Annotated in this window: 17 protein-coding genes; 6 read left to right on the forward strand and 11 right to left on the reverse strand. The window is 73.8% G+C overall.

What is annotated here, in order from left to right; genetic code table 11:
- Positions 1 to 14 precede the first annotated feature (14 nt).
- Both ACZ60X_RS13480 and ACZ60X_RS13485 read right to left on the reverse strand, forming a co-directional pair.
- Positions 15 to 1,691, reverse strand: coding sequence for an NAD(P)/FAD-dependent oxidoreductase (locus ACZ60X_RS13480; RefSeq protein WP_469597340.1), 1,677 nt, complete (start codon positions 1,689 to 1,691; stop codon positions 15 to 17).
- A gap of 117 nt (positions 1,692 to 1,808) precedes the next feature.
- Complete coding sequence (locus tag ACZ60X_RS13485) at positions 1,809 to 2,165, reverse strand: VOC family protein (protein ID WP_469597343.1); 357 nt, start codon at positions 2,163 to 2,165, stop codon at positions 1,809 to 1,811.
- Between the two features lie 152 nt (positions 2,166 to 2,317).
- Here ACZ60X_RS13485 and ACZ60X_RS13490 point away from each other — a divergent pair, with 152 nt between their 5' ends.
- Positions 2,318 to 3,184: a universal stress protein gene (locus ACZ60X_RS13490; RefSeq protein WP_469597345.1), complete on the forward strand. Its 867-nt coding sequence runs from the start codon at positions 2,318 to 2,320 to the stop codon at positions 3,182 to 3,184.
- A 1-nt stretch (position 3,185) separates the two neighbouring features.
- Here the strand turns inward: ACZ60X_RS13490 and ACZ60X_RS13495 are convergent, their stop codons facing one another.
- The 3 genes from ACZ60X_RS13495 to ACZ60X_RS13505 form a co-directional block, all read right to left on the reverse strand.
- Entirely contained in the window at positions 3,186 to 4,460 is a 1,275-nt protein-coding gene (locus ACZ60X_RS13495; RefSeq protein WP_469597347.1) for a DUF4032 domain-containing protein, read from the reverse strand.
- A 629-nt stretch (positions 4,461 to 5,089) separates the two neighbouring features.
- On the reverse strand, positions 5,090 to 5,836 hold the full coding sequence (locus ACZ60X_RS13500) for an MBL fold metallo-hydrolase (protein ID WP_469597349.1): 747 nt from the start codon (positions 5,834 to 5,836) through the stop codon (positions 5,090 to 5,092).
- Positions 5,837 to 5,920: 84 nt separating this feature from the next.
- Positions 5,921 to 6,550, reverse strand: coding sequence for an alpha-ketoglutarate-dependent dioxygenase AlkB (locus tag ACZ60X_RS13505; protein WP_469597352.1), 630 nt, complete (start codon positions 6,548 to 6,550; stop codon positions 5,921 to 5,923).
- Between the two features lie 134 nt (positions 6,551 to 6,684).
- On the opposite strand from ACZ60X_RS13505, the gene ACZ60X_RS13510 reads away from it, so the two are divergent.
- From ACZ60X_RS13510 to ACZ60X_RS13520, 3 genes are all read left to right on the forward strand, one after another.
- A complete protein-coding gene (locus tag ACZ60X_RS13510; RefSeq protein ID WP_469597355.1) occupies positions 6,685 to 7,323 on the forward strand; it encodes a TetR/AcrR family transcriptional regulator in 639 nt (212 codons plus the stop codon).
- A 26-nt stretch (positions 7,324 to 7,349) separates the two neighbouring features.
- Positions 7,350 to 9,023, forward strand: coding sequence for an FAD-binding dehydrogenase (locus ACZ60X_RS13515; RefSeq protein ID WP_469597358.1), 1,674 nt, complete (start codon positions 7,350 to 7,352; stop codon positions 9,021 to 9,023).
- A 491-nt stretch (positions 9,024 to 9,514) separates the two neighbouring features.
- Positions 9,515 to 10,945, forward strand: a complete 1,431-nt coding sequence (locus ACZ60X_RS13520; protein ID WP_469597361.1) for a M1 family metallopeptidase — start codon at positions 9,515 to 9,517, stop codon at positions 10,943 to 10,945.
- Between the two features lie 496 nt (positions 10,946 to 11,441).
- On the opposite strand, the gene ACZ60X_RS13525 is transcribed toward ACZ60X_RS13520, so the two are convergent.
- On the reverse strand, positions 11,442 to 11,693 hold the full coding sequence (locus ACZ60X_RS13525; RefSeq protein ID WP_469597363.1) for a WhiB family transcriptional regulator: 252 nt from the start codon (positions 11,691 to 11,693) through the stop codon (positions 11,442 to 11,444).
- A 359-nt stretch (positions 11,694 to 12,052) separates the two neighbouring features.
- Positions 12,053 to 12,934, reverse strand: coding sequence for a LysR family transcriptional regulator ArgP (locus tag ACZ60X_RS13530; protein ID WP_469597365.1), 882 nt, complete (start codon positions 12,932 to 12,934; stop codon positions 12,053 to 12,055).
- A 69-nt stretch (positions 12,935 to 13,003) separates the two neighbouring features.
- On the opposite strand from ACZ60X_RS13530, the gene ACZ60X_RS13535 reads away from it, so the two are divergent.
- Positions 13,004 to 13,618 carry a LysE/ArgO family amino acid transporter gene (locus ACZ60X_RS13535; RefSeq protein WP_469597368.1) on the forward strand — a complete coding sequence of 205 codons (615 nt, stop codon included), beginning with the start codon at positions 13,004 to 13,006 and terminating at the stop codon, positions 13,616 to 13,618.
- Between the two features lie 98 nt (positions 13,619 to 13,716).
- The gene (locus ACZ60X_RS13540) at positions 13,717 to 15,015 is read left to right on the forward strand and encodes an MFS transporter (protein WP_469597371.1); all 1,299 of its coding nucleotides are present in this window, start codon (positions 13,717 to 13,719) and stop codon (positions 15,013 to 15,015) included.
- A 28-nt stretch (positions 15,016 to 15,043) separates the two neighbouring features.
- On the opposite strand, the gene ACZ60X_RS13545 is transcribed toward ACZ60X_RS13540, so the two are convergent.
- The 4 genes from ACZ60X_RS13545 to ACZ60X_RS13560 form a co-directional block, all read right to left on the reverse strand.
- Positions 15,044 to 15,502 (reverse strand): cyclic nucleotide-binding domain-containing protein, encoded by a 459-nt coding sequence (locus tag ACZ60X_RS13545; RefSeq protein WP_469597376.1) that lies wholly within the window; start codon positions 15,500 to 15,502, stop codon positions 15,044 to 15,046.
- A 285-nt stretch (positions 15,503 to 15,787) separates the two neighbouring features.
- Complete coding sequence (locus ACZ60X_RS13550) at positions 15,788 to 18,028, reverse strand: FUSC family protein (RefSeq protein WP_469597450.1); 2,241 nt, start codon at positions 18,026 to 18,028, stop codon at positions 15,788 to 15,790.
- Positions 18,029 to 18,218: 190 nt separating this feature from the next.
- A complete protein-coding gene (locus ACZ60X_RS13555; protein ID WP_469597378.1) occupies positions 18,219 to 19,595 on the reverse strand; it encodes an NAD(P)/FAD-dependent oxidoreductase in 1,377 nt (458 codons plus the stop codon).
- Between the two features lie 242 nt (positions 19,596 to 19,837).
- Positions 19,838 to 21,736, reverse strand: coding sequence for an AMP-dependent synthetase/ligase (locus tag ACZ60X_RS13560; protein ID WP_469597380.1), 1,899 nt, complete (start codon positions 21,734 to 21,736; stop codon positions 19,838 to 19,840).
- Between the last annotated feature and the right edge of the window lie 174 nt (positions 21,737 to 21,910).

The following is a 21,910-nucleotide window of genomic DNA, read 5'->3' on the forward strand; positions in this document are numbered from 1 at the left end:
CTGCTCCAGATCGTTCACGACTGTTCCAGATACCGGTGGACGAGCATCACGGCCATGGCGCCCTCGCCGACGGCGGACGCGACCCGCTTGGCGGACTCGGCCCGCGCGTCACCCGCCACGAACACCCCGGGCACGCTGGTCTCCAGGTGGTAGGGCGGCCGGTCCAGCTCCCAGCCGGCCGGCGGCCGCCCGTCGGGGCTCAGGTCCGGCCCGGCCAGGATGAACCCGCGCTCGTCGCGCAGCACCGCGTCGCCCAGCCAGTCGGTCAGCGGGGCGGCGCCGATGAACACGAACAGCCACTGGGCGTCGACCCGTTCGCTCTCCCCGCTCACCGTGTCCCGCAGCGTCAGCTGTTCCAGGTGGTCCGTGCCGTGGGCCGTGTCCACGACCGTGTGCGGGCGCACGAAGATGTTCGGCGCCTCGTCGATCTGCTGGATCAGGTAGTACGACATCGACGCCGACAGGTCCGGGCCGCGCACCAGCAGCGTCACCGACTTCGCGCCGCGCGACAGGTACATCGCCGCCTGGCCCGCCGAGTTGGCGCCGCCGACGATGTAGAGGTCCTGCCCCTGGCAGGCGGCGGCCTCGGTCAGGGCCGAGCCGTAGAACACCCCGCAGCCGGTCAGATCGGTGCAGCCGGCGGCCTGGAGCTGCCGGTACTGCACCCCGGTCGCGAGGATCACGCTGTGCGCGGCGATCGCCGTGCCGTCGGCGAAACGTACGACGCGGGCGGCGCCGTTGACCTCCAGCCCGGTCACCTCGCGCGCGGTCAGGATCTCGGCGCCGAACCTGGCCGCCTGCCGCCGCGCCCGGTCGGTGAGCTGGGCACCGGAGACGCCGTCGGGGAAGCCCAGGTAGTTCTCGATCCGGGAGCTCTGCCCGGCCTGTCCGCCGGTCGCCGACCGCTCCACCAGCACGGTCCGCAGACCCTCGGAGGCCCCGTACACGGCGGCACCGAGCCCGGCGGGCCCGCCGCCGATCACGATGAGGTCGTAGAAGTCGGCCGTCGGCGTCGTCGCCAGCCCCACCTGCGCGGCCAGTTCGGGCGCCTCCGGCTCGACCAGGGCGGTGCCGTCCGGGGTGACCACCAGCGGCAGCCGCTGCCCGTCCTGCCCGGCGGCGCTCAGCAGCCGCTGCCCCTCCGGCTCGTCCACCGAGTACCAGCGGTACGGCACCTGATTGCGGGCCAGGAACTCCCGCACGTCGGACGAGCGCGCCGACCACCGGTGCCCGACCACCTTCGTGCTGGGCACGGGCCGGTGGTCGCTGCACCGCCAGGCCTGCAGCAGATCGTCGAGCACCGGATAGAGCTTCTCCTCCGGCGGGTCCCACGGCTTGAGCAGATAGTGGTCGAGATCGACGACGTTGATCGCGTCGATCGCCGCGTTGGTGTCCGCGTACGCGGTCAGCAGCACCCGCCGGGCGCCCGGATACACGTCGAGCGCCTGCTCCAGGAACTCGATGCCGTTCATCTGCGGCATGCGGTAGTCGGCCAGGATCACCGCCACCAGGTCGCCGCGCAGCTTCAGCTCGCGCAGCGCCTGAAGCGCGGACTCGCCGGACTCCGCCCGCACGATCCGGTACGACTCGCCGTAGCGCCGCCGCAGATCGCGGGCGACGGCACGGGAGACCCCCGGGTCGTCGTCCACGGTCAGGATGACGGTCCGGCCTGCGTCGGCGGCCTGCGCCATACGTCTCCCACCCCGAGGGTTCCGTTTCCACGGCGCGGCGTCATCGGGACCGCCACACCGTTCCAGGCCATCGTATGTTCGATCGCCCCGGCCCGCCCCGGGACACCGCAACCGTGATCAGCCCGTCTGCCGCCGGCCGAGCACGCAGAACACGTTGCCCTCGGGGTCCGTGAGGACCACCCAGGGCTGTTCGCCCTGGCCGATGTCCGCGTGCCGGGCGCCGAGCGCGAGGAGGCGGTCCACCTCGGCGGCCTGGTCGTCCGGACGGAAGTCCAGGTGGAGGCGGTTCTTGCCGGACGCGCGCTGCGGGACCCGGAGGAAGAGCAACCCCGGCAGCCGGTCGGGCGCGGGCCGGATCTCGAACTCGTCGGCGGAGTCGTCCACCACCACCCAGCCGAGCGCCTCGGCCCACCAGCGGCCGAGCGCCACCGGGTCGGCCGCGTCCACGACCACCTGTTCCCATTCCAGAGTCATGGACGGCAGCGTAGTCAGCGGGCGGCGGCACGCCCGTTCGTTCTTCCGTGACCGCGTCCCGGACCGCTCCGAGCCGGGGGGCGTTCGCCGGGTGCCGGGGGTCCGGGAGATGATCGATGCCGAACGCACCGCGACGACGAGGAGGCCCGCGCATGGCACGCCCGATCACGGCAGGGGTGGACGGTTCCGAGGAGAGCCTCGCCGCGCTGGACTGGGCCGCCCGGGAGGCGGTACGGCGCGGGCTGCCCCTGCGGGTGGTGCACGCGTGGCGGTACACCGAACAGCTCGCCACGGCGGACCGCGGCACCCAGGAGGGGTGGGTGTCGCAGGGCGTCCGGGAGGCCGTGCGGGGCGTCGCCGAACGGCATCCCCGGCTCACCACGACCGTCGACGTCGTGGAGGGCGAGCCCGTGCACGCGCTGATCCGCGCGGCCGGTGAGGCCGAGATGCTGGTGCTGGGCTCGCGCGGCCACGGTCCCCTCGTCGGGTTCCTGCTCGGCGCCGTCGGCCAGCAGGTGATCGCCGAGGCGGGCCGGCCGGTGGTGCTCGTGCGCGCCGGGGACCAGCCGGCGGCCGAGGTCGCCGGGCGGGACGTCGTGGTCGGCCAGCAGGGCGACGCCGACGACAGCGCGGCCGCGCTGCGGTTCGCGTTCGAGACGGCGGCCGCGCGCGGTGCCACCGTCCGCGCCGTACGCGCGTGGACCCTGCCGCCGGTCTTCGCCTACAGCCCCGGTTCGCTCAAGCTGCTGGACGACGCGGGCGGCCTGGAGCCGCACGAGAGGGACGCGCTGAGCGAGGCCCTGCGGCCCTGGCGGGAGCGGTTCCCCGACGTGGCCGTGGCCGAGCAGGTCGAGATGGGCAGCGCGGGCCAGGTGCTGCTGTCGGCGGCCGCAGGGGCCCAGCTGATGGTGGTCGGGCGCCGGGCGCACCGTACGGCGGTGGGCGCGCGGATCGGCTCGGTGGCGCACGGGGTGCTGCACCACGCCGGGTGCCCGGTCGCCGTCGTCCCGCACGAGTGAGCTACTCGGGGCCGGCGGGTTCCAGGGTGGCCCGGGCCCTGGGCAGGACGTTCTCGATGTAGTCCTTGACGGCCGTGTCGAGACCGATGTCGTGCTGCGCGCGCTCCGACAGGTACCAGCGGTGTTCGAGGAGTTCGTGGTAGATCTCCGCCGGGTCCATGGAGCCGCGCAGCTCGGGCGGCACGGCTCGCACGGTGGGCCGGAACACGTCCCGCACCCAGCGGTGCGCGAGGACCTCGGGGCGGGCGGCATGGGGGTCCTCCCTGCTCGGGCGAAGCCGAGAGCTTGGGGGAGGGTCGCCCGGTGAGTAGTCGTCCTGGGTGGCCATCCAGCTCTCCAGGTCGTTCAGCAGTCGCCGCGCCTGGTTCTCCTCGGTGTCCAGGCCGGTCAGCCGCAGCAGCTGACGCTGGTGGTGGCCGGCGTCGACCACCTTGGGCACGAAGGTGACGGTGTCGCCGTTGGAGGAGTGCTCGATCTGCATCTCGGCCACGTCGAAGCCGAGGTCGTTCAGGCGGCGGATCCGGCGTTCGATGTAGTGGTACTTGCCCGCCGGGTACACCGAGGTGCGGGTCAGCTCCTGCCACAGCCCCTGGTACCGGGTGCAGATCTCGTGTCCGAAGTCCACCGGGTCGACCGACGGGTGCAGCGCGCCGGACGCTTCCAGGTCCAGCAGTTCGCCGCTGATGTTCACCCGGGCGAGATCGAGGTCGTACTCCCGCTGCCCGGGGCTCAGCCGCGGGTGCAGGTCGCCCGTCTCGGCGTCGACCAGGTAGGCGGCGTAGGCGCCCGCGTCCCGTCGGAACAGGGTGTTGGACAGCGAGCAGTCGCCCCAGGCGAACCCGGCCAGGTGCAGGCGGACCAGCAGCACGGCGAGGGCGTCCATCAGCCGGTGCATGGTCGCCGGGCGCATGGTCGTCTCGAACATCGAGCGGTACGGCATCGAGCCGCGCAGGTGCCGGGTGACCAGTGCGGGCTCCAGGGGTTCGCCGGAGGGGTCGGTGCGGCCGGTGACCACCGCGAGCGGGTCGACGGCGGGGATGCCGAGCCGGTCGAGGTCGCGCAGCAGCTCGTACTCGCGCAGCGCGGGCCGCTCGGCCAGCTCCTTGACGGCGATCACCTCGTCACCGGCGTGCGCGTACCGCACCACGTGCCGGGAGATGCCCCGGGGCAGCGGGACGAGGTACTCCTCGGGCCACTCCTCCAACGGCACGTCCCAGGGCAGGGCGAGCAGGAGCGCGGGGTGCTCGGGGTTCGTGGCACTGATCTGCAAGGCCATGCCACGAACCCTAAGGCCCCCCGGGCAAGTTCCAGGAGGCGGCTGCGGGGATCCGGGCCTGTGGGGATCCATCGGCCCCCGCCGGGTTCATCGACGGACGGGAGCCGGACGGTGGGCCGTGCCGGCCCGGGTCCGGCTGAGCCGTCGGCCGGCGGCCCTGGAGGTGGGGGCGTTGTGAGGGTTCGGGCGGGCCGTCGTCGGGTGGGGCGCGTGTCTGGGTGTGAAGGGTCGGGTGGCGGGTGCGGTGTGGTGCGTGCGTGGGCTGGGGCTGGGCCGTTGGCAGGCGGCTGTGGAGGTGCGGGCGTTGTGGGATGTCGAAGGTCGGGTGGCGGGCGCGGTGTGGTGCGTGCGTCGGCTGTGGCTGGGTCGTTGGCCAGCGGTGGCAGTGGTGCGCGCCGCGGGTCCGGTCGGCGGGCGGCAGGCGGGCCGCCCGCCTGCCGTGGGCTGCCCGCTGCTCGGCGCGGAGAGCGCGGTCCGTGCCGCCGGTGGCCCGTTCCTCGGCTTGGCCCGGCCCGCTCCGTATCGCCGGTGGTCTGCCCTTCGGCCTCTGACGGGCGGTCCGTGCCGGGGCGGCGTGCCTTCCGGTTTCGTACCGTCCGCTCGCAGCCCCGGCTGCCCCTTCCGCGTGGTTAGGAGGCGCGCTCCAGGGCCAGTTCGGCTGCGTGGCGCACCGGGCCGCGGTGGAGCGGTCCGTGTCCCGGCAGCAGGGTGTCCGCCTCCAGCTCGGCGATCAGCTTCAGGGAGGTGAGCGCCTCGGCGCGGTCGTGGTGGAAGAAGTCGGTCAGCAGCTGCGGGCCCGTGATCCGCGAGATCGCGTGCCCGCTGACCAGCGCGTCGCCGGAGATGACGACCCCCGCCTCGGGCAGGTGGTAGACGCAGTGGCCGTCGGTGTGGCCGGGGGTGTGCACCGGCACCGGGCGGCCGGGCAGATCCAGCGGGCCCTCGGCCGGGAACGGCTCGGGAGCGGTGACGGGGTGCTGCTCCATGCCGCCGACCCGGAGGGTGTGCACGGCCCAGGGCAGCACGCCCGGCCGCCAGATGTTGCGCACGACGTCGCCGACGGCGGCCTGCTGGAGGAAGTCCCGGCGCGCGTGGCCGACTTCGACGGGATGCAGATAGACCGGCGTGCCGTGAGTGGCGCGCAGATACTCGGCCGACCCCAGGTGGTCGTTGTGTGCGTGGGTGATCAGCACGGCGGCGACCGCCTCCGGTGAACTGCCCACCGCGGCAAGGGATTCCAGGACCCCCTGCCGGTCGCCGGGATAGCCGGTGTCCACGAGGGTGACGGCGTCACCGTCCTTGAGGATCACCCAGTTGACGTTGCTGCCGTGCACCAGATAGATGCCCTCGGCGACTTGGCTCACTTCTGCCCGCATGGTCTCTCCACCCCGGTGGCCGCTGGTCGTCGCGGCACAGCCAACCAGATGTGACACCGTCCGGCACAACCGGGTGCCCGGACGTCACCGTACGCCGTGCGGGCGGAACTGCACGCTGATACGCGGTCCCGTGGCCCGCGCGCTCTTGGGCACGCAGTGCTCCCACGTGCGCTGGCAGGAGCCGCCCATCACGATCAGATCGCCGTGCCCGAGCGGCCGCCGTACCGTCGCGCCGCCCCCGCCGGCGGGCCGCAGCAGCAGGTCGCGGGGCTCGCCGACGGAGAGGATCGCGACCATCGTGTTCTCGCGGGCGCCCCGCCCGATCCGGTCGCCGTGCCAGGCGACGCTGTCCCGGCCGTCGCGGTAGAAGCACAGCCCGGCCGTCGTGAACGGCTCGCCCAGCTCCCGCGCGTAGTGCCGGGACAGGGTGTCGCGCGCCTCGTCCAGCACCGGGTGGGGGAGCGGGTCACCGGCCGCGTAGAAGGCCAGCAGGCGAGGTACGGCCACGACGTTGTCGTACATCTTCCGGTGCTCGGCCCGCCACGGCACGTCCGCCGCCAGCCGCTCGAACAGGGCGTCGGCCCCGCTCAGCCAGCCCGGCAGCACGTCGATCCAGGCGCCGGCGCCCAGTTCGGTCCGGCGCAGCCCGTCCAGCGGGCCGAGCCGCAGCTCGTCGGTCTGGTCGAACAGGGAGCCCTGGAGGTGCGTGGACATGGGTCCAGCGTACTCCCGAATCGAAAGTGCGTTCCCATTTGATCGGGTGCTCGCGGTGCTTGATCGGGGCTTTCGATGCATCGATGTATCGGATACATTCGTGTATCGAAAGCCACGCGGGCGGCGGGAGGGTGATGGAGACGAGCGAGACGCCTCGGCGCGTCACCCGGCGCCGGGTCGCCACCCGGACCCGGCTGCTCGACGCCGCGTTCGAGGTGTTCGCGGCCAAGGGCTTCGGCCGGGTGTCGATCGAGGAGATCTGCGAGGCCGCCGGCTACAGCCGCGGCGCCTTCTACTCGAACTTCGCCACGCTGGACGAGCTGTTCTTCGCGCTCTACCGGGAACGCGCCGACCTCATCGCCGCCCAGGTCGCCGACGCCCTCGCCCAGGACGGACCCGGCCTCGACGTCCCGGCCTCCGTGGACCGGGTCACCGAAGTGCTGCTGCTCGACGTGGACTGGCTGCTGGTCAAGACCGACTTCCTCGTGCACGCCGCCCGCGACCCCGGCGTCGCCCGGCTCCTCCTCGACCACCGCACCCGGCTCCGCGAGGCCGTCGCCGACCGGCTCTTCCGGGCCCGCGGCCACACCGAACTGCCCGCCGTGCTCGGCGGCGCGGACGGCGCCGCGCACGCCGTGGTCGCCGCGTACGACGGCGTCACCACCCAACTGCTGCTGGACAAGGACGTCGAGGCCGCCCGGGCCTGGCTGAAGCAGCTGCTCACGGCGCTGCTCACCGACGGCAGCAGCACTCCCCGCACGAGCACCCCCTGAGCACCGTCAGGAAGGACACAGCCGCCATGGACGCGGACGTCATCGTCGTCGGAGCGGGCCTCGCCGGGCTCGTCGCCGCGCACGAGATCACCAGCCGGGGTCGCAGGGTGGCCCTGGTCGACCAGGAGAACGCCGCCAACCTCGGCGGCCAGGCGTTCTGGTCCTTCGGCGGGCTCTTCCTCGTCGACTCGCCGGAGCAGCGCCGCCTCGGCATCAAGGACTCCTTCGACCTCGCCTGGAACGACTGGCAGGGCAGCGCCCGGTTCGACCGGCTGGACGACGAGGACTCCTGGGCGGTGCGCTGGGCCCGCGCCTACGTCGAGTTCGCGGCCGGCGAGAAGCGCTCCTGGCTCCAGGGCCACGGCATCGAGCTGCTGCCGACGGTCGGCTGGGCCGAACGCGGCGACCTGAGGGCGGGCGGCCACGGCAACTCCGTGCCCCGCTTCCACATCGCGTGGGGCACCGGCACCGGCGTGGTCGAGCCGTTCGTGACGTACGCCCGCCGGGCCGCCCGGGACGGGCTGCTCACCTTCCACCACCGCCACCAGGTGGACGAGCTGGTCATCGGGGACGGCACGGCCCGCGGGGTGCGCGGCACGGTGCTCGCCGAGGACCGCTCGCCGCGCGGCGTGGCCTCCAACCGCGACCGCGTCGGCGACTTCGAACTCACCGCCCAGGCGGTCGTCGTCACCACCGGCGGCATCGGCGCCGACCACGACATCGTCCGCCGCTACTGGCCCGAACGGCTCGGCACGCCGCCCGCCGAGATGGTCACCGGCGTCCCGGCGTACGTCGACGGCCGCATGCTCGACATCAGCGCCGGCGCGGGCGTCCGGCTGGTCAACCGCGACCGCATGTGGCACTACACCGAGGGCCTGCAGAACTGGGACCCGATCTGGCCCGGCCACGGCATCCGCATCCTGCCGGGCCCGTCCTCCATCTGGCTGGACGCCCTCGGCCGCCGGCTGCCCGACCCCTGTCTGCCGGGCTACGACACCCTCAACACGCTCAAGTACCTGCGCACCACCGAGGACATCTCCGGGTACGACCACTCGTGGTTCGTCCTCACCCGGAAGATCATCGAGAAGGAGTTCGCGCTCTCCGGATCCGAGCAGAACCCTGACATCACCGCGAAGGACCGGGCCGGCGTGCTGCGCGACCGGCTGCTCGGCAAGGGCGCGCCCGCACCGGTGCAGGCGTTCGTCGACAAGGGCGCGGACTTCGTGACCGCCGGCGACCTGGAGCAACTGGTCGACAAGATGAACGCCCTCACCGGCAAGCCCCTGCTGGACGCGGCCGAGGTGCGCCGCCAGATCGAGGCCCGTGACCTGCAGATCGCCAACCCCTACAGCAAGGACTCCCAGGTCCAGGGCATCCGCAACGCCCGCCGCTACATCGGCGACCGCCTCGGCCGGGTCGCCGCTCCGCACCGCATCCTCGACCCGGCCGCGGGGCCCCTCATCGGCGTCCGGATGCACGTGCTGACCCGCAAGACCCTCGGCGGCATCCAGACCGACCTCGACTCCCGTGCCCTGGCCGCCGACGGCACCCCGATCGAGGGCCTGTACGCGGCGGGCGAAGTGGCCGGCTTCGGCGGCGGCGGCGTGCACGGCTACAACGCCCTGGAGGGCACCTTCCTCGGCGGCTGCCTGTTCTCCGGGCGAGCCGCGGGCCGCCACGCCGCCCGCCAGACAACCTGACACCGACCCCACGAGGGCGGCCGGTCACGACGGCAGCCCTGCACGGAGGCGGCGGTGGGCGGCGGCGGTCCTTCGCTACGGCCGCCCTGTACAGCGGTGGCTCTGTGCGGCGGAGGCGGTGTGCAGGCGGTGTGCGGCGGAGGGGTTGGACATTGGTGGCCCTGTGCGCCGGCTGCCGGGTCCGACGGCGTCCCGTACCACGGTGGCGCTTCTGGCGGCAGTCCCTCGCGGGCGACGTCCCGGCCGGCCCGCGCCCCCTCGTGCTGCGCCGCAGGCGTCGAACCACCCGCGCGGCGTCCTCGACGGCGGCAGCCCTCACGCGTACGCGCACCGGCCCCCGGATGCGGAGGGCGCCGTGGGCCCTACCCGGCGGCGCACTGCGGCGACCGGGTGCGACGCGGTGTGACGTGGCCTGAAGGAGAGAGGCACGACGGCCCGACCGCGCCTACTCTGGCGGCCAGACGATCACCGGCCACTCCCGAGGAGCCCCCGTGTCGCCCTCCCCGCCCTCCCGCAGACGTCCCGCCCGGCGCCGTACCGCGGTCCCGCGCCGCCGGGCGTTCCTCGTCCCCGTCGCCCTCGCGGCCGTCGTCGGCGCCGCCGCACCCGCGGTACCGGGCACGGCCGGAGCGCCCGGCGCGGGCGACCCCTACTTCCCGCTCAGCGGCAACGGCGGCTACCACGTACGGCACTACGACCTGGCGCTGCGCTACGACACCACGCGCCGGCACCTCGACGGCACGGCGGTCCTCAGCGCCCGCGCCACCCAGCGGCTGAGCCGCTTCGACCTCGACCTCGCGGGCCTGACCGTCACCGGCGTCACCGTCGACCGCACCCCGGCCGCCTTCCGCCGCTCGGGCCAGGAACTCGTCGTCACCCCGCGCCGCACCCTGCCCGCCGGCCGCGCGTTCCGCGTCGCCGTCACCTACCGGGGCACCCCGAAACCGGTCACCGACCCCGACGGCTCCGCGGACGGCTGGATCCCCACCGACGACGGCGCGTTCGTGGCGAGCGAGCCGCAGGGCGCGATGACCTGGTTCCCAGCCGACACCCACCCCAAGGACAAGTCCGCGTACGACATCACGATCACCGTCCCCGACGGCCGAACCGCCGTCTCCAATGGCGAACTGCTCTCCCGGCGCACCGCGCACGGGTGGACGACGTTCCACTGGCGCGAGACCCGTCCGATGGCCGCGTACCTGGCCACCGCCACCATCGGCGCCTTCCAGGTCCAGCGCTCGACCACCCCCGACGGCGTCCAGCTCTACACCGCCGTGGACCCGAGGGAGGCACGCGCCGCCGCGCCCGTGCTGAAGAAGCTGCCGGCCGTCCTCGCCTGGGCGAGCCGGCTGTTCGGGCCGTACCCGTTCCGGTCCGCCGGGGCGATCGTCGACCACGCCCGCAACGTCGGCTACGCGCTGGAGACCCAGACCCGGCCGCTGTACGACCGCGCACCCGACCTGAGCACCCTCGTCCACGAGAGCGCCCACCAGTGGTTCGGCGACTCCGTCTCGGTGACCACCTGGAAGGACATCTGGCTCAACGAGGGCTTCGCCACCTACGCCGAGTGGCTGTACGCCGAACAGCACGGCGGCGACAGCGCCCAGAAGACCTTCGACGGCCTCTACGCCACCCCGGCGGGCAAGACGCTGTGGGCCTACCCGCCCGGCGACCCCGGCAGCGGGAAGAACCTCTTCGGCCCACCCGTCTACGCGCGCGGCGCCATGACCCTGCACGAGCTGCGCAAGGCGGTCGGCGACCGGGACTTCTTCCGGATCCTGCGCGCCTGGGCGCAGCGGCACCGCTACGGGCACGGTACGACCGCGCAGTTCACGCGGCTGGCCGGGGACATCTCCGGCAAGCGGCTCGACCGGCTGTTCCACACCTGGCTGTTCAGCAAGGGAAGGCCGAACAAGGCCTGATCTCTCACGAGTTTCACCCGAGTGCCGGCCAAGGCCGGCGCCATGATCCATCGCAGAGCCGCCGTCGCGCTCCTCGCCTCCCCGCTGCTGCTCACCGGCTGCGGCGGAGCCGAGGCGAGCCGGCGCCGCACCCCGGCCCCCGCCGGGCGCCCACCGGCACCCCCAGGTCCAGGCGGAACAGGCCTCGCAGGGCCTACCCGGCCTCGGCCCCGCCCGGCAGGCCGCGATACCCGCGCACTGTGCGCAGACCGTCGTCGTCACCACCGCGGACGGCGCCCGCCCCGGCCGAGCGCACGGCTCGGGACGCGCTCACGGCCCTCGCCGGGCCCTGTCTGCACCAGGCTGGACGGCACCGAGGTCGTGCTCGCCGTCACCGACACGGGGACGGCCATCGCCACGGAGGAGCTGCCGCACGTCTTTGAGTGGTTCTGGCGCGCGGAGAAATGCCCCGGCCGCCGTACCGGCGCGGCGGGCCGGGTCTGCCGATCGTGCGCCCTCAGCGCGAGCGCGGCCGGGAGCGGGCGCGGCGGTGCAGCCTGCGCCGTTCCGTCTCGGTCGTACCGCCCCAGATGCCGGTGCTCTGGCCCGTCGCCAGCGCCCAGTCCAGGCACGGCTCCCGGGCCGGGCAGATCGCGCACACCTCCTTGGCCCGCTCGGCCTGCACCAGCGCGGGTCCGGTGGTGCCGACGGGGAAGAACAGGTCGGGGTCCACATGACGGCAGGCGGCGTGGTCGCGCCAATTGTCCATCGAAGTCTCCTGGATGGGTCTCCTGGACCGGATCGAAGCCGGGCCGTGCGTGCCGGTCGGACGCGGTGCTCAGGACTCGGGTGACCGGTGGGCGCGGCGGGAAACGGGGCGAGTGAGCCACAACCCCGGCCAACGGGACGGCAAACGGGGGCGGAGGGGCCGTACCTGCTCAACGGGAGGGGAGGCGGGGGCGGTTGGGCCGCGAGGCCGGGGGCGCCCGTGCCCGGCCGGGCACGGGGCGCGCGGAGTCGGGCGCGGCGACCGGACGGACGGTTCCGCCGCGCGGCGGTCCGGCCACCGTACTCCGGCCCCGCGCCGCCCGGCACCCTGTCGACGGACGGAAGAGCGGTCTCCGGACGTCAGCGGCGCAGCGCCTCGGCCGCCGTCGCGGTCACCGCGTCGGCCAGGGCGGCCAGCGCGGGGGAGTCCAGCTTCCACTGCTGCCAGTACAGCGTGACGTCCACCCACTGCGCGCGGGCCAGCAGCCGCAGCCGGCCCCCGGCGAGCAGCGGTCCGGCCTGGGCCTCGGGCACCAGGCCCCAGCCGAGGCCGGCCGCGACCGCGTCGGCGAACCCCTCGGAGGTGGGCACATAGTGCCGAAGGGGGCTCGCGGACCCCCGGCCCAGCCGGCGTACGAAGCCGTCCTGGAAGTCGTCCTTGCGGTCGAAGACCACGACCGGCGCCCCCGGCAGCAGCTCCGGCAACGGACCGGCCAGATGACGCGCGGCGAACTCGGGCGCGGCGACCGGCAGATAGCGCATCCGGCCGAGCGGGCGCACCGCGCAGCCCGGCACGGGCTCGGGCAGGGTGGTCACCGCCGCCATCACCAGCCCCTCGCGCAGCAGCGCCGCCGTGTGGTCCTCGTCCTCCCGGTGCAGCTCGAAGCAGAGACCCGCCGCCCGGGTCAGCGCCGGCAGGAACCAGGTCGCCAGCGAATCCGCGTTCACCGCGACCGACACCCGGGTCGGCTCCCCCGCGCCGCTGAGCCCCAGCTCGCCCCGGGCGTCCCGCTCCAGCCGCGCCAGCTGCCGGGCGAAGCGCACCAGCACCGCCCCGGACTCCGTGGGCCGCACCGGCTTGGTGCGTTGCAGCAGTACCCGGCCGGTGCGCTGTTCCAGCGCCTTGATCCGCTGGCTGACCGCCGACGGCGTCACGTGCAGCGCCGCCGCGGCCGCGTCGAAGGTGCCCTCGTCCACCACGGCGAGCAGGGTGCGGACCTGGTCCAGGGGAAGCTCAGCCATCACAAGCGCTAAGGGTACGTAAGAATCCTTAGCTGTACTTGCCGGAAGCCTCTCCCTAGCGTCGACGGCATGAACCACGCCCTGACCGCCGCGGCCGCCGGATTCGGCAGCGGACTCTCCCTGATCGTCGCCATCGGCGCCCAGAACGCCTTCGTCCTGCGACAGGGGGTGCGCCGGGACGCCGTCCTCGCCGTCGTCGGCATCTGCGCCCTGTCCGACGCGGTGCTCATCGCGCTCGGCGTCGGCGGGGTGGGGGCGGTGGTGGCGGCCTGGCCGGGCGCGGTCCGCGCGGTCGGGATCGTCGGCGGCGCCTTCCTGCTCTGCTACGGCGTCCTCGCCGCCCGGCGCGTGCTGCGGCCCGGAACCGGCCTGCGCGCCGCGGGCGAGGCGGCCGGCTCCCGGCGCCGGGCCGTGCTCACCTGTCTGGCCATGACCTGGCTGAACCCGCACGTCTACCTGGACACGGTGTTCCTGCTCGGCTCCCTCGCCGCGGGCCGGGGCGCGCAGCGCTGGACCTTCGGACTCGGCGCCGCGCTCGCCAGCCTGTGCTGGTTCACCGCGCTCGGCCTCGGCGCGCGGCTGCTCGGCCGCTTCCTGGCCCGGCCCGGCGCCTGGCGGGTGCTGGACGGCCTGGTGGCCGTCACGATGCTCGCGCTCGGCGCCTCGCTCCTGGCCGGATCCTGAGACAAGCCGGATCCTGGACACCCGCTCGGCGAAGATCCCCGCTGCTGGGATAGTCGGGTTCTCGAACGGAAAAGATGTAGCGAGCAATCAGGACACCCGTGGACACCAGCGAGACCAGCAGCACCGGAGACGACACCCCCACCGGCGCGGCGGCCCCGCCCCGCCGCGGCTGGCGCCGCTGGGGGATGGACACCCGTCCGCTGTCCATCCCCGCCTACCGGCGCCTGTGGACGTCGACCGTCGTCACCGCGGTGGGCAGCCAGCTCACCGCCGTCGCCGTGCCCAAGCAGATCTACGACATCACGCACTCCTCGGCCTGGGTCGGCTACGCGAGCCTGGCCGGCCTGGTGCCGATGGTGGCGTTCGCGCTGTGGGGCGGAGCGGTCGCCGACACCGTGGACCGCCGCAGGCTGCTGCTGGTCACCAACTCCGGCATCGCGGTGACCTCGCTGCTGTTCTGGGCACAGGCCGTCACGGGGCTGGACTCGGTCGTCGTACTGATGCTGCTGCTCGCGCTGCAGCAGGCGTTCTTCGGGCTCAACGCGCCCGCCCGCAACGCCTCGATCGCCCGGCTGGTCCCCGCCGAGGAGCTGCCCGCGGCAGGCGCGCTCGGCTCCACGGTGATGCAGACCGGCCTCGTCGCCGGCCCGCTGCTCGCCGGTGTGCTGATCCCGGTCATCGGGCTGCCGGAGCTGTACCTCATCGACGCGCTCGCGCTGTGCGTCACCGTCTGGGCCGTCTTCCGGCTGCCCGCGCTGCCGCCGCTCGGCGACGGCGCCGCCCGCCGGGCCGGGATACGCGAGATAGCCGAGGGCTTCCGGTACATCTCCCGGCACAAGGTGCTGCTGCTGTCCTTCCTCGCCGACATCGTCGCGATGGTGTTCGGCATGCCCCGCGCCCTCTTCCCGCAGCTGGCCGCGCAGACCTACCGCTCCTGGGGCGACGGACTCGCGCTCGGCGTGCTGTTCGCCGGCATCCCGGTCGGCGCGGTGCTCGGCGGCCTGTGCTCCGGGGTGTTCTCGCGGGCCCGGCGGCACGGCTGGATGGTGATCGGCGCCGTGGTGGGCTGGGGCGTGGCCGTCGCCGGGGCCGGGCTGAGCGGCAACCTGTGGGTGGCCATGGCCTTCCTCGCCCTGGCCGGCGTCGCCGACATGGTCTCGATGGTGTTCCGTGGCGCGATCCTGCTGTCCGCCGCGACCGACGAGATGCGGGGCCGGATGCAGGGCGTGTTCACGGTGGTCGTCGCGGGCGGACCCCGCCTCGCCGACGTCCTGCACGGCACCGCAGGATCCGCCTTCGGTCCCCGGGCGGCGGTGGCGGGCGGCGGCGCGCTGGTCGTCGTGGTGATGCCGGCCCTTGCCGCCGCGGTGCCCGCGCTGCGGCGGTACCGGATCTGAGGCTGCCGGGGCGCCCGACGGGCCCCGGTCACAGGAGGCCGGTGCGCCGCCGGATCGCGTACTGTTCCATCAGCTTGCCCCGGGTCGTCTCCAGGCGGCCCGCGAGGATCTCGGCCACGGTGCGCACCAGTGACAGCCCGAGCAGCGGGTCCTCCACGCACAGCGCGAGCACCGCGGGCCCGTCGAACTGGTAGGCGCGTACGTTGCTGAACGCGACCGCGCCGAAGTCCCACTCGTAGGGCGGGAACAGCCAGGACCAGCCGAGCAGGTCGCCCGCGCCGAGGGTCGCCACCATGACCCGCTGCCGGGAGGTGACCTGCGTGTCCAGGTGGACAGCGCCGGAGCGGATCACCCAGAACCGGTCGGCGGTGCCGCCCGCCTCGAAGATGCGGGTGTCCTCGGGGAAGGAGACCTCCTGGGCCAGCTCCATCAGGCGCTCGCGCTGCGCCTGGGGCAGGGCGGTGAGCAGTTTGATCGCTTTGGTCATGGCGCGGGGCTCCTCGCCGGCGGCGGTTCCGGGTGGTGATGTCCGTATGCCCATTTCAGCCGCTGCCACCGTCCGGGGCACCTCGAAGGGCGGGGTGCCGCGCGCCGGATCACCTGTCCGGTGGCGCGTACGGGCAGCGAAAAGCCCTGGCTGGACGGGGGAAACCAGCCAGGGCCGCTTGCGGTGACGCCCGGCGGAGGGGAAGGACGGCTCCGGTCCGCCCCGGCATCACGTATGTATGAACGATAAACCATCCGGTGTGGCGGTGCGCAATCCAGCAACGGGTCACGTGACCTGTTTCACCTTCGCGTCGGCGCCGGCGCCCGGCCGGGGCACGCCCAGCGGCCGGGCCAGACCCGAGACCGCGTCGTCCAGGCGCTGCAGATGGCGCAGCACCCGGTCGGTCACCCTGCCGTAGCGCGGGGTGCGCGGGGTGCCCGGCTCCAGCATCGAGGCGATACTCGGGCCGCTCTCCATCCCGGCCGCGGAGCGAGGGTCCGCGACGTGCCCGGCGATCACCTGGATGTTGTGCAGGATCCGGCGGCACGCCCCGCTCAGCCGGGGGTCCGCGGCTATCGACGGGTGCGTGGGCAGCAGTTCGGCCGTCGCGGCCAGCGACCGCGCGTGGTACGCGCACGTCTCCAGCAGTGCCACCACGTACCGGACGGTGTCCCGGCGCGAGCGCAGCGGGGTGATCGGATGCGTCAGCGGCTGGGTGGCCGCCCGCAGATCGGCCAGCGCCTGGTCCAGCTCACGGGCCTGCTCCACCAGATCGGCCCCCGCCCCGCCGCTCAGCTGGTCGACGGCGGCCCGGGTGACCCCCTCCAGCCGGTCCAGGACCTGCACGAGCAGTTCGTTGGTACGCCGGTCGGTGTGGATCGGCAGCACCACCGCCGCCGCGATCACCCCGCAGGCCGCGCCGAGCGCCGTCTCCTCGATCCGCAGCACCAGCACCGACAGGCTGTAGGTGTTGAGCAGCGTGTAGAGCAGCCCGAGCATCGCCGTGACGAAGAACGACATCAGCGTGTACGACAGCGGCGCCGTGTAGAACATCGCGAAGATGCACAGCAGGACCAGCGCGAACGCCGTCCACGTGTGGTGCCCGACGAGCACCGCCAGTCCCATACCGGCCACCACGCCGAGCACCGTACCCAGCAGCCGGCGGTAGCCCTTGACCAGGATCTCCCCGGTGGAGGCGGTGTTGATGAACACGATCCAGCAGGTCAGCACCGCCCAGTACCAGCGCTGGCTGGACAGCAGCTCACCGCCCGCGATCGCCAGCGAGGAGCCGACGGCCACCTGGACCGCGGCCCGTGTCGTGGGCCGGCGCAGCCCGGTCGGCGCCGGCTCCTCGGCCTCGCGCTCCTCACCGGCCTCGATCGCGGCGTCCTCCGCGTCCAGCTCCTCCCGCGAGCGGGTGGTCGCCGGACTGTCGTCGGACTCGTCCAGCGCCCCGTCCAGGGCGACCCGCAGGCCGAGTGCGGCGCGGGCGGCCTCGCCGAGGCCGCGGAAGGCGTCCTGTACGGCGGGGGAGGCCTTGGGCAGGTTCTCCTCGTCGCGGTAGCCGAGCAGCCGGTTGCGCAGGTGCGCGAGCGCGGTGCCCCGGGCCTCGCCGACCGGCCGCAGCATCAGCAGCCGCAGCGCCTGAAGGTCCCGGCGCAGCGCCTGCGTCGCCTCGTCCGGCACGGGCAGCACACCGCCCGACGGCAGCGGCGCGCCCGGCAGGTGCAGGGTGAGCGTGTCGGTCCGCTCGGCGCTGCGCGCGGTCAGCAGCAGCAGACCGAGCCGCTCGGCGGCGATCTCGGCGTCCGCGATCCGGCGCTGCAGCAGCCGCGCCACCGCCGGGTCGGAGGTGCCGTCCTCCAGCCGCCCCTGGATCATCAGCGCCGTCTCGTGCAGCCGGGCGGTGGCCGTGCGCAGATCCTGCAGGACCTTGTCCGTCTCCTCCGGGCCGGCGTCCAGCAACTGGGCCTGTACGGCGATCAGCTGGGCGAGCCGGGCGCGGAAGGCGCGCCGCAGCCGGTCCAGGGTGCCCGCCGGGGTCTGCGGCAGCAGCACGAACCGCGCGAGGGCGCTGCACGCGACCGCCGCGCAGATGACCCCGTACAGCGCGGGCAGCATGGGGGCGGTGGCGTGGACGAAGAGGGAGAGGAAGTAGATCTGGAAGCCGATCAGCCCCAGCGCCGTGCCCCGGTCGCCGAAGCGGCGGCCGTAGACGGCGCTGAAGATGAGGACGACGAAGAACAGGTCGCCGATGACGACCCGTTGGTTGAGCAGCGCGCCGAGCGAGACGGAGACCAGCGCCACCGGCAGGCCGAGCGCGAGCGTGACCGCCTGCTGGGCGCGCGACTTCTCCCGGATGGCGAAGGTCGACACCATCGCCGCCATGGCACCGGCGACCAGATGCGGCACCGGCACCCGCAGCGCGGCCAGCACGGCGAGCGTGAGGGCGATCGCGGTGACCGTGCGCAGCCCCGCGGTGAGCCGCAGCAGCCCGGGATCGGACGCCGCGAGCCGGTCCCACATCCGTACCCGTGCCGACCGTCCCGCTTCCCTCACGCCGCCGCGCTCTCTCCCGTGCCAGAAATCGATCTCCGTCCAGCATCGCACGACTGCCCGAACCCCCCCGCCCCCGGCCGGGGCCGCCGCCCCGGCGGGGACCGCCGACCGATGGGAGGGCAGCGGCGGCAGCGGTGGTCCGGTGCTCCGGGGCGGCTCAGCCCGTCGTGCCGGCTCCGCCCTCCACCCGGGCCCGCACCTGCTCCGGCGTCAGATACGAGTCCGTGTACTCGAAGTCCTTCAGCCGGGCGGGCCTGCGGGCCTGGAAGCCGGTGCGGACGAAGTCGTCGCCGGCGACCGCGTTCAGCAGCCAGTTGGTCATCACCCGGGTCTTGGCCACGTTGGTGCGCAGCGCCGACCAGTGGTAACCCCGGGCCACCACCTGGGCGGGCACCCCGCGCAGCTCCACGCCGAGCGGCTTGGACACGGCGTCCTTGCCGCCGAGGTCGACGACGAGACCGAGGTCCTTGTGCACGTACGGCGTCAGCGGCTCGCCCCGCAGGGTCGCGATCACGTTGTCGGCGACCTTCTTGCCCTGACGCATGGCGTGCTGCGCGGTGGGCGGACAGACCGCCCCCGACTCGTCCTTGGCCAGGTCGGGCACGGCGGCCGCGTCCCCCAGCGCGAACACCCCGTCGTGCCCCGGCACCGTCATCTCGCCGGTGACCGCCAGCCGGCCGCGCACCGTCTCCGCGCCGAGCGTGCCGATCAGCGGGCTCGCGACCACCCCGGCCGTCCAGATCAGGGTGTGCGTCGGCACCACCCGGCCGTCGGTGAAGGTGACCTCGTCGGGGCCGGCCTTCTCGATCGACACACCCAGCGAGACGTCGATCCCGCGCCGGCGCAGGATCTCCTGCGCGCTGCGCCCGAGCTTCTGGCCCAGCTCCGGCATCAGCCGTGGCGCGATGTCGATGAGGTGCCAGCGGATCAGACCGGGGTCCAGCCGCGGATAGCGCTGGACGGCGGCGTGGGTGAGCCGTTGCAGGCAGGCGGCGGTCTCGGTGCCGGCGTATCCGCCGCCCACCACCACGAACTGCAGCCGCCCGGCCCGCTCGACCGGATCGTCGCTGGCGTCGGCGAGGTCGAGCTGGGTGATGACGTGGTCGCGGATGTACGCGGCCTCGGCGAGGGTCTTCATCCCGAAGGCGTGGTCGGTCAGCCCCGGGATGTCGAAGGTGCGGGTCACGCTGCCCGGGGCCAGCACGAGGTAGTCGTACGGCTCGTTGACGACCTTGTCGGTGATGGTGCGCACGACGCACACCTTGGCCTTCAGGTCCACCCCGATCGCCCCGCCCGGAATGATCCGGGTGCGGTACCTCTTGCTGCGGCGCAGGCTGAGGGCGATCGACTGGGGGGTCAGCACACCCGAGGCGACCTGGGGCAGCAGCGGCAGATAGAGCTGGTAGGAGAACGGCGTCACCAGGGTGACGTCGGCCTCGTCGGGGGCGAGTTTCCGCTCCAGGCGGCGGACGCACTCGACTCCGGCGAAGCCGGCGCCAACCACCAGGATCCTGGGTCGTGTCACGGTGTTCATCCCTTTCTGCGGCTCCAGGCGGTCCGACTCGACGCCGTTCGCATGCCCTGGATCGCTGCGCGCACCACCTTCGATCCCACCGCGCACCGAGCCGTCCCGCCAGCCGGGCGCGGCAGGCAGACGAACGCGTGGCCATCAGCATGCACCTGCTCGGAGCCGAGTGACCGGTTGTCGCGCGGATAACCGTCACCAAAATCGGCGCAGGTCGGACGGTGTCCGCTCAGCGGAGGCCCGGCGTCCGCTCAGCGGAAGACGTCGTCCGGCTCGTCCCAGTCCGCGGGCTGCGGCACCCCGCGCGCGGCCCGCGAGCGCGCCAGGTACATCGCGTCGATCTCGGCGGCGTAGTGCCGCACGATCGCGTCGCGGCGCAGCTTCAACGACGGGGTGAGCAGCCCGTCCGCCGCGGCGAACGGCTCGGGAAGCACCCGGTGGACCCGGATGGACTCGGCGCGGGAGACGGTGCTGTTCGCGGCGGCCACCGCCCGCGCGATCTCCTCCCGCAGCGCGTTCTCCTCGCGGCTCTCCCGGCCGGGGCTGCCGCCCGGCAGCGCCAGGGAGGCCCGCCAGTGCGCGAGGAACTCCGGGTCCAGCGTGATCAGCGCGCCCACACAGGGCCGGCCGTCACCGAGCACGACGGCCTGGTGGACCAGCGGGTGCATGCGCAGCCGCTGCTCCAGCGGGGCCGGGGCGACGCTCTTGCCGCCGCTCGTGACGATGATGTCCTTCTTGCGGCCGGTGATCGTCAGATACCCCTCCCCGTCCAGCCGTCCGATGTCCCCGGTGGCCAGCCAGCCGCCGCGCAGCACCGCCCGGGTCGCAGCCTCGTCACCGACGTAGCCCTGGAACACCGACGGCCCGCGCACGAGGATCTCCCCGTCGTCGGCCACCCGGACGTCCGTGCCGGGCAGCGGCCGGCCCACGGTCCCGGACTTCGCCCGGCCGAGCGGCTGCATGGTGATCCCGCCCGAGGACTCGGTGAGTCCGTAGCCGTCGTTGACGACGATGCCCATCCCCTCGAAGAACAGGGTCAGTTCGCGGCTGAGCGAGGAGCCGCCGGAGGTGCCGCGCACCACCCGGCCGCCGAGCGCCGCACGCAGCCTGCGGTACACGGTCCGCTCGAACAGGGCGTGCTGCAGCCGCAGTTCCAGCCCGGGACCCGCACCGGTGCCCAGCCGCCGGCGCTCCTCGGCCGCGGCGAAGTCCCGCGCGGTCTGCGCGGCCCGCTCGAACAGGGCGCCCCGGCCCGCCTGTTCGGCCGTGCGCAGGAAGGTCTTGTACAGCTTCTCGAACACCGACGGCACGCCGTAGAGATACGTCGGCCGGAACGTGGCGAGCGCCGACGCCAGCGTGGCCGCGGCCGGCTCCGGCTCGTGCGCCATCAGGACTCCGCCGCGCACGCACATGAGCATGATCATGATGCCGTACACATGCGAGAACGGCAGGAAGGCCAGCACCGAGGGCTGCTCGCCCGGAGGCGCCGCGGTGTGCGCCCAGCCGGCCAGCAGGGTGTCGCAGGGGTAGGCGAGGCCCCCGTGGCTCAGCGCGCAGCCCTGGGGGCGGCCGGAGGTGCCCGAGGTGTAGACGACGGCCGCCGTGGCCTCCGGCAGCACGATCCGGCGCAGCGACTCCACGGTGGTGTACGGCACGGCCGCGCCCCGCTCGGCGAGTTCGGGCAGCGCGCCCGCGTCCAGCTGCCACACGTGGCGCAGCCGCGGCAGCCGCGTGCACACCGTGCCGACGGTCATGACGCCCTGCTCGTCCTCGACCACCACGGCCACACAGCCGGCGTCCCGCAGGATCCACTCGACCTGGTCGCGCGCGGAGGCCGGATGGATCGGCACCAGCTCCGCGCCCACGGCCCACAGCGCGTGGGCGAAGACGGTCCACTCGTAGCGGGTGCGGGCCATCACCGCCACCCGGTGGCCGGGCGAGATCCCGGCGGCGACCAGCCCCTTGGCCAGGTCGACCACCTCGTCGCGCAGTTCCGCCGCCGTCATCCGCTGCCAGACGGTGGCCGCGGGATCCGCGCGGTGGGCGAGCAGCGGCAGGGCGGGGTTGCGCTCCGCGATGTCGAAGACGCTGTCGGCGAGGCCGCCGGTGAGCGGCGGGCAGGCGGAGGGAGCGAGGGCGACGTCGCGCATGCGCTGCTCCTGGATGTGCAGAGGGTCACACCGCCGATCGGCTCTGTGGTCGGCGGTGCTCGAATGTAGCCGAGGCGTGGCCGTCCGGGGCAGGGAACGAAAGAAGTCGTGACCGGCCGATGACCCGGCCGTGTCCTGTCCGGTGCTGTGCGTGCCCGGTGTGATGCGTCCGCC

The sequence above is a fragment of the Streptomyces sp. NPDC104106 genome (assembly GCF_055584345.1).